At 61.9% G+C, this 13,917-nt stretch carries 9 protein-coding genes and 3 pseudogenes; 3 read left to right on the plus strand and 9 right to left on the minus strand.

Translation table 11 applies throughout. From position 1 onward, the window contains the following. Window positions 1-75: 75 nt before the first annotated feature. Window positions 76-1,433: pseudogene (gene tilS / locus ACTG2B_RS05355) on the plus strand (tRNA lysidine(34) synthetase TilS). A gap of 89 nt (window positions 1,434-1,522) precedes the next feature. Here the strand turns inward: tilS and ACTG2B_RS05360 are convergent. Continuing rightward, window positions 1,523-2,425 (minus strand): GGDEF domain-containing protein, encoded by a 903-nt coding sequence (locus ACTG2B_RS05360; protein WP_005347848.1) that lies wholly within the window; start codon window positions 2,423-2,425, stop codon window positions 1,523-1,525. 118 nt (window positions 2,426-2,543) lie between these two features. Here ACTG2B_RS05360 and ACTG2B_RS05365 point away from each other — a divergent pair. Next, window positions 2,544-4,495, plus strand: a pseudogene (locus ACTG2B_RS05365) (cation:proton antiporter domain-containing protein). A gap of 28 nt (window positions 4,496-4,523) precedes the next feature. On the opposite strand, the gene ACTG2B_RS05370 reads toward ACTG2B_RS05365, so the two are convergent. From ACTG2B_RS05370 to ACTG2B_RS05385, 4 genes are all read right to left on the minus strand, one after another. Further along, complete coding sequence (locus tag ACTG2B_RS05370) at window positions 4,524-5,669, minus strand: patatin-like phospholipase family protein (protein WP_439995312.1); 1,146 nt, start codon at window positions 5,667-5,669, stop codon at window positions 4,524-4,526. A 112-nt stretch (window positions 5,670-5,781) separates the two neighbouring features. Then, entirely contained in the window at window positions 5,782-6,660 is an 879-nt protein-coding gene (locus ACTG2B_RS05375) for an alpha/beta hydrolase (RefSeq protein WP_439995313.1), read from the minus strand. 82 nt (window positions 6,661-6,742) lie between these two features. Further along, window positions 6,743-7,339, minus strand: coding sequence for a TetR/AcrR family transcriptional regulator (locus ACTG2B_RS05380; protein WP_201986956.1), 597 nt, complete (start codon window positions 7,337-7,339; stop codon window positions 6,743-6,745). Window positions 7,340-7,452: 113 nt separating this feature from the next. After that, window positions 7,453-8,097, minus strand: a complete 645-nt coding sequence (locus ACTG2B_RS05385; protein ID WP_005338467.1) for a response regulator — start codon at window positions 8,095-8,097, stop codon at window positions 7,453-7,455. A gap of 171 nt (window positions 8,098-8,268) precedes the next feature. Here ACTG2B_RS05385 and ACTG2B_RS05390 point away from each other — a divergent pair, with 171 nt between their 5' ends. Continuing rightward, window positions 8,269-8,895, plus strand: a complete 627-nt coding sequence (locus ACTG2B_RS05390; RefSeq protein WP_439995314.1) for a glutathione S-transferase N-terminal domain-containing protein — start codon at window positions 8,269-8,271, stop codon at window positions 8,893-8,895. A 75-nt stretch (window positions 8,896-8,970) separates the two neighbouring features. Here the strand turns inward: ACTG2B_RS05390 and ACTG2B_RS05395 are convergent, their stop codons facing one another. The 4 genes and pseudogenes from ACTG2B_RS05395 to ACTG2B_RS05410 form a co-directional block, all read right to left on the minus strand. Beyond that, window positions 8,971-11,082 (minus strand): alpha-amylase, encoded by a 2,112-nt coding sequence (locus ACTG2B_RS05395; RefSeq protein WP_439995315.1) that lies wholly within the window; start codon window positions 11,080-11,082, stop codon window positions 8,971-8,973. Window positions 11,083-11,311: 229 nt separating this feature from the next. After that, on the minus strand, window positions 11,312-12,478 hold the full coding sequence (locus ACTG2B_RS05400) for a hypothetical protein (RefSeq protein ID WP_040066657.1): 1,167 nt from the start codon (window positions 12,476-12,478) through the stop codon (window positions 11,312-11,314). Continuing rightward, window positions 12,478-12,848: pseudogene (locus ACTG2B_RS05405) on the minus strand (GtrA family protein). The gene ACTG2B_RS05400 and the pseudogene ACTG2B_RS05405 overlap by 1 nt, the downstream one beginning before the upstream one ends. After that, window positions 12,845-13,864, minus strand: coding sequence for a glycosyltransferase family 2 protein (locus tag ACTG2B_RS05410; RefSeq protein WP_040066661.1), 1,020 nt, complete (start codon window positions 13,862-13,864; stop codon window positions 12,845-12,847). The pseudogene ACTG2B_RS05405 and the gene ACTG2B_RS05410 overlap by 4 nt, the downstream one beginning before the upstream one ends. Between the last annotated feature and the right edge of the window lie 53 nt (window positions 13,865-13,917).

Consider the following 13,917-nt stretch of genomic DNA (forward strand, 5'->3'; position numbering starts at 1 on the left):
CTCACTCTAGCAGCAGGGTTGCAGCTTGATAAGCCCGACTCTGCTAAGATCGGCCGGTCCGTTTTGGGGAAGCCTATGATTTCTCATCTTTATTCTCGCTTTTGTCTGACTATGCCAGCGCCGGAAGGTTCCACCGGTCTGCTGGTGGCCTTCAGTGGCGGCCTCGACTCCACCCTGCTGCTGGTGCTGGCGGCGCAGTATGCCCGCGAGCACAGCCTGCCGCTTCGCGCCCTGCACGTGCACCACGGCCTCAGTCCCCATGCCGATGAGTGGGTCACTCATTGTGAAGCCGTGTGTCAGCAATTGGCGGTGGAGCTGCTGGTCGAGCGGGTAACTCTGGCCCGCGGCAATGGCGAGAGTCTGGAGGCGCAGGCTCGCACCGCCCGTTACCAGCGGCTGACCGCCCGGATGCGGGAGGGGGAGTGGCTGCTCACCGCCCACCATCAGGACGATCAGCTGGAGACCCTGCTGCTGGCCCTCAAGCGCGGCGCCGGTCTGCGCGGGCTGGCGGGGATCCTGCCAAGCCAGCCCTTTGCCGGCGGCCTGTTGCTGCGGCCGCTGCTAGATATGAGTCGCGCCGAGCTGGCCGAGGCGGCGGCTAGCCTCCCCTTTGGCTGGGTAGAGGATGAGAGCAATCAGGACGTGAGCTATGACCGCAACTTTTTGCGCCAGACACTTATCCCCCAGCTCAAGGCGCGCTGGCCCGCCATGGCCCAGACCGCGGCGCGTAGCATGGCCCTGTGCGCCGAGCAGGAGGCGCTGCTGGACGAGCTTGCCGAGAGTGACTGGCAGCTGGCGGGCGAGGGGGAAGCGCTCCATATCGGCCCGCTGCACGCCCTTTCGCCTACCCGGCGCAACAATCTGCTGCGCTACTGGATCCGCCGTCAGGGGGGGAGATGCCATCCCGCGAGCAGCTTGCCCGGCTCTGGCAGGAGGTGGCGTTGGCGCGCGGCGATGCCAATCCCCTGCTCAACTGGGGTCGCCAGAGCTGCCGCCGTTTTCAGGAGCGGCTCTATCTGGTGAGCCCTGACCTGCAACCTTGCCATCAGGTGTTGCCGCTGACCGTGGGTGAGCCGCTGACCCTGCCGGACGGTTTGGGCGAGCTGGTGGTGCGTATGGCGGAGCACGGCGAGGATCTGCTGCGTTCCCCCCGAGCGGACGAGCCACTCTCGGTGCGTTTTCAGGTAGCGCCCGGGATCCCCCTCAAACCGGTGGGGCGAAGCGGTAGTCGGCGGATGAAGAAGCTGCTGCAGGAGTATGGCGTGCCTTCGTGGCAGCGGGGGCGCATCCCCATCCTCTACTATGGCGAGCAGGTGGCGGCGGTGGTGGGGCTCTTTGTCTGCGACGGTTTTATGGCGCAGGGGGCCGGGCTGGTCTGTCGCTGGCAGGGGAGCGGTGCAGCCCCGGTTCTGCCCGAGCAGGATCTTGCCTGAGGTGATCTCGGTGTGAGGGGGGATTAGCCCCAAAAAAAGAAGCTCCGGTCACATGGCTCGCATGTGCCGGAGCAAAGAAGAGTTCGGGATTATTCGTTAGGGCTGGCCTTGCCGGCTTTCTTGCGGGCGTAGAGGTGGCTGTCGGCCGCCTCGTAGAGGCTCGGCACATCGACCCCGGATTGCCAGCTGGCGGCGCCAAGGCTGCATCCGACCGAGAAGGTGCTGAGCTCCTTGTTGGTCATCAACATATGCTGCAGTCGCAGCCAGACCGGGCGCCACGCCTCGGGTTCGGCCGGTTGCAGCAGCAAGGCAAATTCATCTCCCCCGAGCCGGAAGGCTTGATCCGTGCTGCGGATACACCCCTTGAGCAGCTGGGCGAAGCGACTCAGCACCAGATCCCCCACCGGATGGCCCCAGGTGTCATTGATCTGCTTGAAGCGATCGAGATCCAGCAGCACCAGCACCAGACCGTGGGGCTCTCGGCTGTGCTGCTCGATGGCGCGGCCGATGGCCTCGTCAAAGTAGGAGCGGTTGCCAAGGCCGGTCAGGTGATCGAGCCGGACCAGCTGATCCAGTTTTTCCAGCCGCAGATAGAGGGGCAGCAGCAGGCAGAGCAGCTGATGGTATTGCATCAGTACCCGTTGCTGGCTGCCGCTCAGCGGATGTTCCAGCTCGTAGTGGAGCTGGCCGAGCAGCTGGCCATGCTGACCGCGCAGCTCGAACGGATAGTTGTGCAGGTTGAGGGTGGCCAGCGGCGGGTGCTGGATCAGCACATGGGGCTGGCCACAATCGAGGTAGAGACCGTGGATCCTGACAATTCTTGCCGCACGGTCGGCAAAAGTTGTCAGCAGACCGCCGAGATCGCTCTGCCCCAACAACTGCTCGAGCAACTGGTTGCGTTCAACGCTGGGCAACGGCGTGAGCCGCTCCATCTGGCGAACCCACTGCTCGATGCCATGGCTAAAGCCATTAAGTGACGACGTATTTTCCATGGTCTTCCACCTGTAACACCTGACTACTGTCTCCTCACTGCAATTGGCATGCCCAATATATCTTTCCTGCCCGCCAGATCGGCTGACTAAGCTTAAGTCGATAAAAGGAGAGGAAAATTTGTACACCGACCTGTTGATCCTGCTGTTCGCCGCCGTCCTGCTGGTGGCAACTTTCCGGCGCCTCGGCTTGCCGGTCATCCTTGCCTACCTGATTGCCGGCGTCTTGCTCGGCCCCCACGGGCTGGCGGTGATCACCGGCCAGTCGATCATGCAGACCATTGCCGAGCTCGGGATCGTCTTTCTGATGTTCTCGCTGGGGCTGGAGTTCTCCCTGCCGAAATTGCTGGCGATGCGCCGGTTGGTGCTGGGGGTCGGGATGTTGCAGGTGCTGCTCACGTCACTGCTCTTCTTCGCCATCGGCTGGTGGTGGGGGCTGGGTCTGGCCCAGTCGCTGGTGGTGGCGGGAACGTTGGCACTCTCCTCGACGGCGGTGGTGATCAAGCAGCTCGGAGAGCAGAAGCAGCTCCATACCCGCCGCGCCCAGCTGGGGGTGAGCGTGCTGCTGTTTCAGGATCTGGCGGTGGTGCCCCTGCTGGTGATGATCCCCATCCTCGCCCAGCCGGAAGTGCAGGGGAGCGCCCTGGCCGCCGAGATCGCCTGGGCCACCCTCAAGGGGCTGTTTGCTCTCTTCACTCTGCTGGCGGTGGGCAAGTGGTTGCTGCCGCTGCTGTTTCACGAGGTGGCGCGGGCCCGCTCCGATGAACTGTTCGTGCTGAGCGCCCTGCTGGTGGCGCTGCTGGCTGCCTACATGACCCATTCGCTGGGGTTGTCGATGGCGCTGGGGGCTTTTCTGGCGGGGATGATGCTGGGGGAGTCCCACTACCGTCATCAGCTTGAGGTTGACATCAAGCCCTTTCGCGATGTGCTGATGGGTCTCTTCTTTATCACCATCGGCATGGCCATGGAGTGGGAGCTGGTGGCGCGGGCATGGTGGCAGGTACTGACCTGCGTGGTGCTGCTGGTGCTGTGCAAATCCCTGCTGGTGCTGCTGGCCGGGCGGCTGATGGGGGAGCGCAAGCGCGACAGCATGGCCGCCGGTATCATGCTCAGTCAGGTGGGGGAGTTCGGCTTCGTGTTGTTGGCGCTGGCGCTCCACCACGGCTTGCTGGATCAGCAACTGGTCTCCCTGCTGATCGGCATCGGCATCATCTCCATCGCCATGACCCCTGGCTGGTGACCCAGGCCCATTCGCTGGCCCGCAGCCTCACCGACCCGGCGCTGCTGACCCGCTCCGAGGTGGCCCAGTCGGGCCTGAGCAAAAGCCAGCACGTCATCATCGCCGGCTTTGGCCGGGCCGGGCAGACCTGCGCCCGCTTCCTCAAGCTCGAGGAGATCCCCTTTCTGGCCCTAGACCTCGACCCGGAGCGGGTGAGCGAGGCCAAGCTGGCGGGGGAGCAGGTGGCCTTCGGCGATGCCAGCCGCCGCGATATTCTGCTGGCCGCCGGGCTGTTGCGGGCACGGCTGGTGATCATCACCTTCGATGATCGCAAGCGGGTGGAGGCGATGCTGGCGCTGATCCGCGAACTGGCGGGGGATCTCAAGGTGCTGGTGCGCACCCGGGATGACAGTTTTCTGGAGCAGTACAAGCAGGCGGGGGCGTTTGAGGTGATCCCTGAATCCCAGGAGGGGGCCCTGATGCTGGTCTCCCACCTGCTGCTCAATTGCGATATCCCCATCGGTCGGGTGATCCGCCGGATGGAGCTGGAGCGCAGCAGCCAGTATCGCTTCTTGCACGGTTTCTACTGGGGGGATCAGAGTGCCAGCAATCTGGAGGCAGATCAGCTGCTCGAACGCCTCCATCCGCTGTTGCTGCACGATCAGGCGTGGGCGGTTGGCCATGAAGTGCGCGAGCTGCCGCTCGATGAGGTGCGGATCAAGGAGGTGCAGCGCGGCGATCAGAGCCTGGAGCCCAGACCCGAGCTGGTGCTGGCGGCTGGCGATCGGCTGATCCTGTTTGGTACCGTGGTGGCGATGGAGCAGGCGGAGCAGCGTTTGCTGGAGGGGCGCTGAGTCCCCTCGCACTCATCGGCCGCCCCCTTTACTCACGCTCTTTTGGTAGCCCTTCGATATCGAGGAAGGCGACGACCCGCTCCCGCTCCCTCAGAGTGTCCTGATAGCCCAGCTTGATCAGCTGTTGGCAATAACCCGGATAGAGCATCAAAAAGCTGGCCAGACTGCTGGTCTCATCCCCCTTCACGCCCAGCACCCGCAACAGGCGGCGCAACTTTAGCGGCAGTTTGCGCAGGTAGGCCAGTGCGATGGTGTCGAGATCCTGACTCGGTTTCAGCACGCAGGTCTCCACCCGTTTCAGCTTGAGGCGATTGCGCTCCCGCTCCGGGATAAGATCCAGAGTCTGGTTGATGCGCCACAGCCGCTCCAGATCGGAGTTGAGGGTGTCGGTAAAGACCGTATCGAGCAGATGGCTGGCGATATTGGAGCTGGTGAGATGGCCGTGGTGATGGGTCGGCGCCGAGTGGGCTGGCGGATCCAGGGTGATCAGCAGGATCCGCTCTGCACCCAGATGGATGGCGGGGCTGAGCGGGCTCAGCTGGTGGATGGAACCGTCGCCGTAGAACTTCTCGCCGATCCGGGTGGCTGGAAAGACGAAGGGCAACGCCGAGGAGGCGAGCAGGTGCTCCGATGTAAGCACGGTGCGTACCCCGCGCCGTCTGGCTCGCTCCCAAGGATGGTGGTCGGCCCGCCCCTGAAAGAAGGTGGTGGAGAGGCCGTCATCGTAATCCGATGCCGTGATAGCCAGCGCCTCCAGACTGCCGTAGAGGATGTTGTCATCGATGCGGTGATAGTCGATGAGTTGATCCAGCAGGCGGTGCAGCGGCGCGTTGTCAAAGAGGTGAAAGGCGTGGTTGGTGTGGGGATTGATCAGCCCCGCCGACCCTTCGTACATCAGCTGCCACAGCAGGCGACCAGGGTGAAAATCGAAGATGTGGTGGGTCTCGAAACGGCGCCAGACCCACTCCAGCTTGCGCACCCCCAGATGGAAGCAGGAGGCGTAGCAGGCGAGCGCAGTGACGTTGATGGCCCCCGCCGAGGTGCCACACAGGATGGGAAAAGGGATGCCGAGATTGCGCGGGTAGAGCTCCGCAATCGCCTTGAGGGCGCCGACCTGATAGGCGGCGCGAGCACCGCCACCGGTGAGCAACAACGCTGTATTGGGTCTGGCCATATGCTGGCGCCTTATCGTGTTCTGACAAGAATGTTCCCACTGACAAGTTAACTATAAGGCGCTGTATCAAATATAAAAACGGGCGCTCGCCCGTTTTTTTCATGGCCCCATGTCAAAGAGCCCGGTGAGGATTTTCCGGCCGAGCCAGCTGATCGAAGGCGGCGAATACCGGGGCGCTGGCGAGGATGCGACCGTGGCCCAGACCCCGGGTGCTTACCAGCCGGGTATGACCATCCTGACTGGCCCGCAAGGAATCGCCGTGCGGGGCAAATCTGTCCTCCTCGTCGTGCACGATTATCGCCGCGCCGCTGCGACTGGCGAGGCGACCCAGTGGATCGACCGTGCTCAAGGGGTGCTGGTACTCCTGCTCAATCTCCTTGACCACCGCATCGAACAACCGGATGGAGTAGCCGGAGCGCGCCACCATGCCGTAGAGCTGGGGCACATAGTCGAGCACCGGCGAAATCAACAGCAGCGGCAGGGTATCGATACCCGCCTGACGGCTGGAGAGGGTGACGGCGCCTCCCATGCTGTGGGCGATGACCCCGTGCAGCGGGCCTACTTCGCTGGCCAATTTGGCTGCCAGCTCGTCGAAGGCGCGTACGAAGCGGGGCAGGTGGCCTGTGTTGCCTGCGCTCTGGCCGTGGGCCGGATGATCGTAGGCAATGGCGGTGAAACCCTGCGCAGCGATATGGCTCATCAGCGGATAGAACTGGCTGGCGCTGCCGGACCAGCCGTGCATCAGCAGCCACAGTGGCCCCTGACCGAGCCGATAGCTCATCAATACCCCTTCGCTGGTATGGACGGCCTGCTTCACCAGACCGACAGGTTCGTGGCCATCCCGCTGGTTGCGCTGGGGGGTGAGAAGTAACTTGCTGGCGGTGCGCTTGGCATGGGTGGGGGCGAGTCTGTGGTGCAACCGGGTACCGATCCCCAGCAGCCATTTGCTCGGGCTGAAGCGGCGGGTGTTGAAGTAGATCTTGCTGCTCATGGTCATCCTGTGGTTTTTATGTGCGAACGGTCGTGCTTTTTTGTTGGTTTTTAAAAATTAGTGTTGAACGGATGCCAAAACATCAGCGCCAGCTGCTCAGCAGAGCGTCCACCTCGGGCCAGAAGTGGCGGGCCGGATCCTGACACAGTTCGAGATCGTTGAACACCTGATCCGCCAGATAGAGGCCATAGAGACGGTAAACGGCGCGCCAGGGATCCATCTCCTGTCGCCACTCGCCTGCGGCCTGACCCTGCACTACCTGACGGGCCAGATAGTCGAGCCAGAAGCGCACCAGTTGCCGGGCAGCTTGCTGCACCAGGCTCTTTTGCTCATGGCCATCCTGCGCCGAGGTCCAGGCGTCGAGGAACATGCAGCGTCCGGCGAAGCAGTGGTTCCACGCCTGCCAGGCCCGCAGCAGGGCGATCAGCTTGTCATGCTGGCTTTGGTGCTCCTGCTGGCGTACCGGCTGGATCACCCGCAGCCGGAACACCTCGGCGGCGTACTCCAGCACGGCGATCTGCAGATTGTCGCGGGATTGAAAGTGGGCAAACAGGCCGCTTTTCGACATCTCGCAGGCGCTGGCCAGCGAGCCGATGGTCAGGCTCTCCAGCCCTTGCTGGCTCGCCTGCTCAAAGGCAGTCTGCAAAATGGTTTCCCGGGTCAGGCGCCCCTTGCTCATCACTCTCTCCTCGTTGGCGCTGGCAGCATAAAGTACGATAGTGCTAATTGTCGAGCAACAAATAGCCAGCATGGCTGGCTATGTCGTCTCCCGCGTGTCACTGCGCGCGGGGTTCAGCTCTCCTTGATATCGAGCTGTTGCAGGGCGATAACCGCCTGAGTGCGGTTCTTGACCCCCAGTTTTCTGAAGATGGCGGTGATATGGGCCTTGATGGTGGCCTCGGAGACGTTGAGCTCCCAGGCGATCTGTTTGTTCAGGCTGCCGTCGCGCAGCATGATCAGCACCTTGTATTGCTGGGGGGTGAGGCTGGCCAGCTTGCTGGCGAAATCGGGGCCATCTTCCGATTCAGGATGGAGCGAGATGCCTTCCGGCACCCAGTTATCCCCCCCGATCACCGTATTGAGGGCGTTGACCAGCTCCTTCATCGGCACCGATTTGGGAATAAAGCCGAGCGCCCCGAGCCGCAGCACCTGCTGGATGATGGCCGCATCTTCCGAGGCGGAGACCACAACTATGGGCAGGTCGGGATACTGGCCGCGCAGGTGGGCCAGCCCCTCGAAGCCATTGGCTCCGGGCATCTTGAGATCGAGCAGCAACAGGTCGACCTCGGGGTGCTCGCCGAGCAGGCTGGTCAGGCTGTCGATGGAGTCCGCTTCCAGCAATTGAGCGTCGTTGATGGCCATGTGCACCGCTTGGTAAAGGGCGCCCCGAAACAGGGGGTGGTCATCTGCGATGACGATGGTAAATTGGCTGTCCATATTTCGGTTAATGGCTCACATTGTTGCTAACTGATTGTTTTGAAAAATCAAACTAGCATCGCTCACCAAGAGGGTCAAACCCGCCGGTGCGCAAATGTGAAGCGACCATCGGATGTTTTGCCATCAAGGGCAGACAGGCCGGTCGCAGGCAACACATGCAGGAGGCAACAGATGGGTTCCTTGGTATTGGCGGTGGGCACCGGCTCCACCTGGGCGATGCGGGCGGCACTGGTGCTCGCCATGAGCGGGTTGACGTGGCAGGAGCAGGTGTTCGATCTGGAGGATGCCAAGTCGCTGGCGCGGCTCAAGCGGTTGGCACCGGCCGGTCTGGTGCCCTGGCTCGAACATGATGGCGTGCGGGTTCACGACTCGCTGGCCATCGCTGAATATGTTCACGAGCTCTGTCCCGACCGCCAGCTCTATCCCGTTTCGCTGGCCGAGCAGGCACTGGCTCGCAGCCTCTGCGCCGAGTTGCACGCGGGATTTCGGCAGATCCGTTCTCTGCTCCCCTTCTTTCTTGGGGCGCCAACCCGTATCGATCCCCCGGTGGAGGCGGTCGGTGAGCTGGCCCGTTTGCAGGAGATCTGGTCGCAGGCGCGGGGCCCCTTCTACTTTGGCGAGGCGGGCATTGTCGATGCCTTCTATGCGGTGATGGCCTATCGGTTGGCCAGCTATGGCATCCTGTTGCCCGGTCAGGCCGGAGCCTATCAGCAGGCGCTGCTCTCTTGGCCTCTGTGGCAAGAGATGTTGGTCAAGGCGCGGTTGCAGTGGCCAGCGGCGGCGCGCCAGCCACAGTGAACCTTGGCAGATAGATAAACGAGAGAGGGGAGTCAGTGGCTCCCCTCTCTGTTGCTGGTCAATGTGGCTCAAGGGTTACTTCTGCCGACCGGCAAAGACCACCACCACCTTGTCATCCCCCTTCTCCCGCACGAAGGCGTAGGGGGCATCCGAGAGTTTCTGGTGGCTACCTGCCGCAATGGCCGGATGGGCGGCGCGGAACTGACCCAGTTGCTGCCAGTGCTTGACCAGCTCGGCCTTGTCGCCGCTGGCAAGCTCCTGCCAGTTCATGTCCGAGCGCAAGCCTTGATCGAACACTCCGCCATCCTTGGCGAGCCCCCGGCCTGACTCGTCGCCATAGTAGAGCTGGATGCCGCCCGGCAGCAGCATAAAGCTGTTGGCGACCCGGCGCTGTAGCGGCACATCCTGATAGTCGCCAAAGAACAGCTTGGTGTCGTGGGAGCTGATGTAGCTCAACACGTTGAACTCGGGATCCTGATTGATGCGGCTGGCGTAGCTGGCATAGTTGGGCTCGGCGCTGGCCATGCACTGGGCCTGTGACAGTGCGAACTCGCGCTGATAGTCAAAGTTGATCAGGGAATCGAAACCGTTCTGATACCAGAAATCCTTGGCCACCCCGTGATCCCACACCTCGCCCACCATGTAGAAGGGCAGATCGTCGAGCTTCTTGGTCGGGTTGGCGGCCTTCCACTCCTTGAGGGCAGCAGTGCCCGCCTGCTTGAGCTTGGCCCACACCTCGGGCTCCAGATGCTTGACGGTGTCGGCGCGGAAGCCGTCGATGCCAAAGCGACGCACCCAGTCGGTGTGCCAGGCGATCAGGTAGTCGCTCACGGTAGCGTCGGGCAGCGCCTTGGCGAGGGTATCCTTTTTCGCGGCCAGCAACGGCGGCAGCCCTACCGGTTTGGTCGATTCGGTCAGAAAGTCGGGCAGCCCCGCCACCGAGCCGGTGACATCGTCGGTGCCTGGCTGCGGGTAGCCGGGCAGACCGGCGCGCACCCAGTCACCACTCCACCACTTGTTCCACGTTGGTGATTGATAGTCGATGAACTGGTTGTAGCCATGCCAGTTGAGGCCGCCGCTCGGGCGCCACTGGTTCCAGACGGTCGGCAGCTTGTCTGTGTTCTGGGTCAGTTCGGTGAGCCCCAGATCCTGCAAGTCGGCGAGGGTGGCGTAGCCGGCGTGGTTCATCACCACGTCGAGGATGATCCGCATGCCGCGCTTGTGGGCCTCGTCCACCAGGATTTTCAGGCTCTCTTCATCGCCGTAGTTGGGGTCGATTTTGGTGAAGTCGAGCGCCCAATATCCGTGGTAGGCGTAGAAAGGGAAGTTGCCCTGCTCGCCACCGCCGATAAAGCCGTGCACCTGCTCCACCATGGGGGTGATCCAGATGGCGTTCATGCCGAGGCTCTTGATGTAGTCGAGCTTCTCGGTCAGCCCCTTGAAGTCGCCGCCGTGCCAGGTGGCCACCTCGTCCAGACCATCCTTCTGGCGGCCGAAACTGTGGTCATTGGCGGGGTCACCATTGTGGAAGCGATCGGTCAGCAGAAAATAGACGCTCGCCTGATCCCAGCTGAACGGTGCTGGCTTGGCTGCCTTGACCGGCTCGAGCAGCAGCAGGCCTCCGCTCTCTTTGCTCGGGGTCAGGGTCAGCTTGCCCTGTTTGACCACCGCCTCCTGTTTTGAGTAGGCATCCCTCAGTCGGGTGCCGTCGGGCCAGACCCCTTTGAGCGACACAGTGACCGGGCCGCCATCCCAGCTGATGCAGGGCTCTTCTGGTGGCTGGCGCTTGAACTCGCTCTTCTTGGTCGCCCGCAGCACCTTGAGGCTGGGGGTATCCGGGTTGAAGGTGAACTGATACTCCCCGGCCAGCATCACCCGAAGGGTAAAGCTCTGATCCTTGCTGCATTTGTCCATGGGCTGGGCGGTGCCGAAGGGGAGCGGCTTGCTCTCGCTCGGGCCAAAGCTGGTACCGCAACTGTTGTCTGCGTCGCTGATGCGGATCTGGTGGCTCCCCTTAGCGAGCGTGTGGGTCAGCTCCACCATGCCCTTATCTAGCGCGATCGGGGTCGCGACCGGTTGACCATCCACATAGAGGTGAACCTCGGGGGCGGCCATCGCCTGTGGGGTGAACAGAGGGGCGGCCAGCAGGGCGAGCCAGAGAGGGGATAAGTGATGAGCACGACGCATAAGCCATTCCTTGAGCAGGGCAGTTCGGACAAGGGCCCATTCTAGGAGCAGCAAAGCGCGCCTTGGATCGGCAAAATGCCGATTTGTGACTTCAGTTCAAATGGTTACGTTTTCAAGCCGAGGAAAGTGTGACGGAGAGGAGATGGGAGGCTCTGTCGATAAAAATAGCGGCCATAAAAAAATGCCGGTCAGGTGACCGGCATTTGGTGTATCAGGCATCGTCGTCACATCAGACGGTGAAGAACTTGAAGTTGACGAAGGCCACCGCGATGAAGGAGGCAACCATGCCGCTAATGCAGAGCACAGCAGGGCGGATGGCGGGCCAGCGATGGGTCAGCAGAATGATGGCCAGCAAGGTCGGGTAGAGCCCGAACATATAGCGTGGCATGGCGTTGAGGCCGGTCATCAGCGGGATGGTGCAGCAGATGAACATCAGGGTCGCTTCGGCCCAGCGTTTCTGGCTGAACAGGTAGCCGTTCAGGCACCAGCCGAAGATCACCATGATGGAGAGGTAAGCCTTGCGGCCGCCCAGCTCGAAACCGCTCAGCCACCAGTCCAGCGGGCTGTCCATGTAGCGACCCCAGGCCACCTGAATGTGCTTGAAGGCGAAGGCATCGCCGGTCAGGTGATAGAGGTAGACCATGTAGGCAAACAGGCCAAACGGGATCATCCAGAGGGTGAAGACCACCTTGAAGGCGCGCTCGGTAAAGCGGAAAAATTCCCGCCAGCCGTAGGCCTGCAGCGCCAGGATCAGCACCGGGAAGACCATCATCACCCCCAGGTTGCGGGTAGCGGAGATACAGACCCCCAGCACGGCCACCATCAGCCACTGCTCCCGATAGGCGAACAGGAACATCCCCAGCATCAGCGCCATAAAGGTCGACTCGGTATAACCGGAGACGAAGTAGGCGGAGAAGGGGGAGAAGGCCAGCAGCCAGACGCCGAAGCGGGCGGTATCGTCACCCAGCTTTAGCTGACGCAGCACCAGCAGCATCAGCGGCAAGCTGGCGAAGAAGGAGAGATTGGTAACAATGATGAGGCCGATCAGGCTCTCGACATTGAACAGGTTGGAGATGGCACCGGAGACCATCGGATAGAGCGGCATAAAGGCCCAGTTGGCCGCATTGCCCTTGCTCAGCCAGCGTGGGTAGAGGTCGTATCCATTTTCGATGATGCGCTGGAACCAGACGCAGTCGAACTGACAATAGGCCTGCAGCGGGCCGATGTCGGGGGAGCCATAGAGCTGGACACCGAAGTAACCCATGCCATACAGCGCCACTCGGCTCAGCATGAAGGCGGCGATGATCATCAGCCAGTCACGGCCGCTGATGCGCAGTGACGGGCGATAGGGGAGTGCAGCCCCGGTTAGCGGGGCAGTATTGGTCATATCATTCATCAGGCAAAAACCCAGACGCGAGAGAGAACGTAAGTGAGGACGGTAACGGTCAGGGTGGCGATGACCACCGGCAGCAGACCGGAGAGCCCCGCAAACAGCAGGCCGCTCAGGATCAGGTTACGCACCGCCAGCGAGAAGAGGGCAACCAGCAGAAACTTGCTGGCGGCTCCTGCTTCTGGAAGGTGATGTAGCGGTGACCAAAGAAGGAGAACCAGAACGCGATGGCAAAAGCCAGCGTGGTAACCAGATGCTCCGAGATGGTGGGCCAAGTATGAAACAGTGCGATGGAGGTGCCAAGGTCGACGAGGGTAGCCCCCCCGCCGACAAAACCGAAACGTACCAGCCGCCAGAATTCCTCGCGGGAGATCATTGAGGCGCTTGCTCCTGCTGCTCTTGCGGGTTGCTGTCAGCGCTCTGCGGTTTGCCCGCATCCTGCTTGGCATACTGGCCATAGACCCCTTCAATGAGGTAGACCGGGCGCTGTTTCACTTCCACGAACATGCGGCCGATGTACTCGCCGATGATGCCGAGCGACAGCAGCTGGATACCGCCGAGGAACAGCACTACGGACATCAGGGAGGCGTAACCGGGCACGTCGATGCCGAAGAAAACCACCTGGGTCACGATCTTGAGGATGTAGAGGAAGGCGACGAAGGAGACGCCGACACCCACATAGCTCCAGACCCGCAGCGGCCAGCTGGAGAAGCTGAGCAGACCGTCGAGCGCGAAGTTCCACAGTTTCCAGTAGTTGAACTTGGTTTCACCGGCGTGACGGGCCGGGCGCTCGTAGGGGACGCCAACGGCACGGAAACCGGCCCAGGCAAACAGACCCTTCATGAAGCGGTTGCGCTCGGGCAGCAGCTTGATCGCCTCGACCACGCGACGGTCGATCAGGCGGAAGTCACCGGCGTTCTCCGGCAGCTTGGTGCTGGTGGAGAGGGCGTTGAAGAAGCGGTAGAAGCCACCGGCAGTCAGGCGCTTCATCGGGGTATCGGCACTGCGATCGACGCGGATGCCGTAGACGGTGTCATAGTCACCGGTCTGCCACAGTTTGACGAACTCCAGGATCAGGGCAGGAGGATCTTGCAGATCCACGTCCATCGGCACGATGGCATCCCCTTTGGCCTGATGCAGACCTGCGGTCAGGGCTGCTTCTTTACCGAAGTTGCGTGCCAGGTTGACCAGGGTCACGCGCGGGTCACGGGCGATGGCCTGCTCGACCACTTCACGGGTGCGGTCACGGCTGCCATCGTTGACGAATACAATTTCAAGCTGGTCTTTCAGCGGGGCCAGTTCGTTGTCTATCGCGTTGATGAAGGCATCGATGCTCTCTTCCTCGTTGTAAACGGGAACGACCAGAGAGAGTCGAAAATCTGGATGCGACATAAGAACGTCCTTATTTGGGATAGTTGTTTTTATAAAATGGTATTCGGGGCAAG

It is taken from the genome of Aeromonas sp. 30P, assembly GCF_051919805.1.
In the GTDB taxonomy this organism is placed as follows: Bacteria; Pseudomonadota; Gammaproteobacteria; order Enterobacterales; family Aeromonadaceae; genus Aeromonas; species Aeromonas veronii.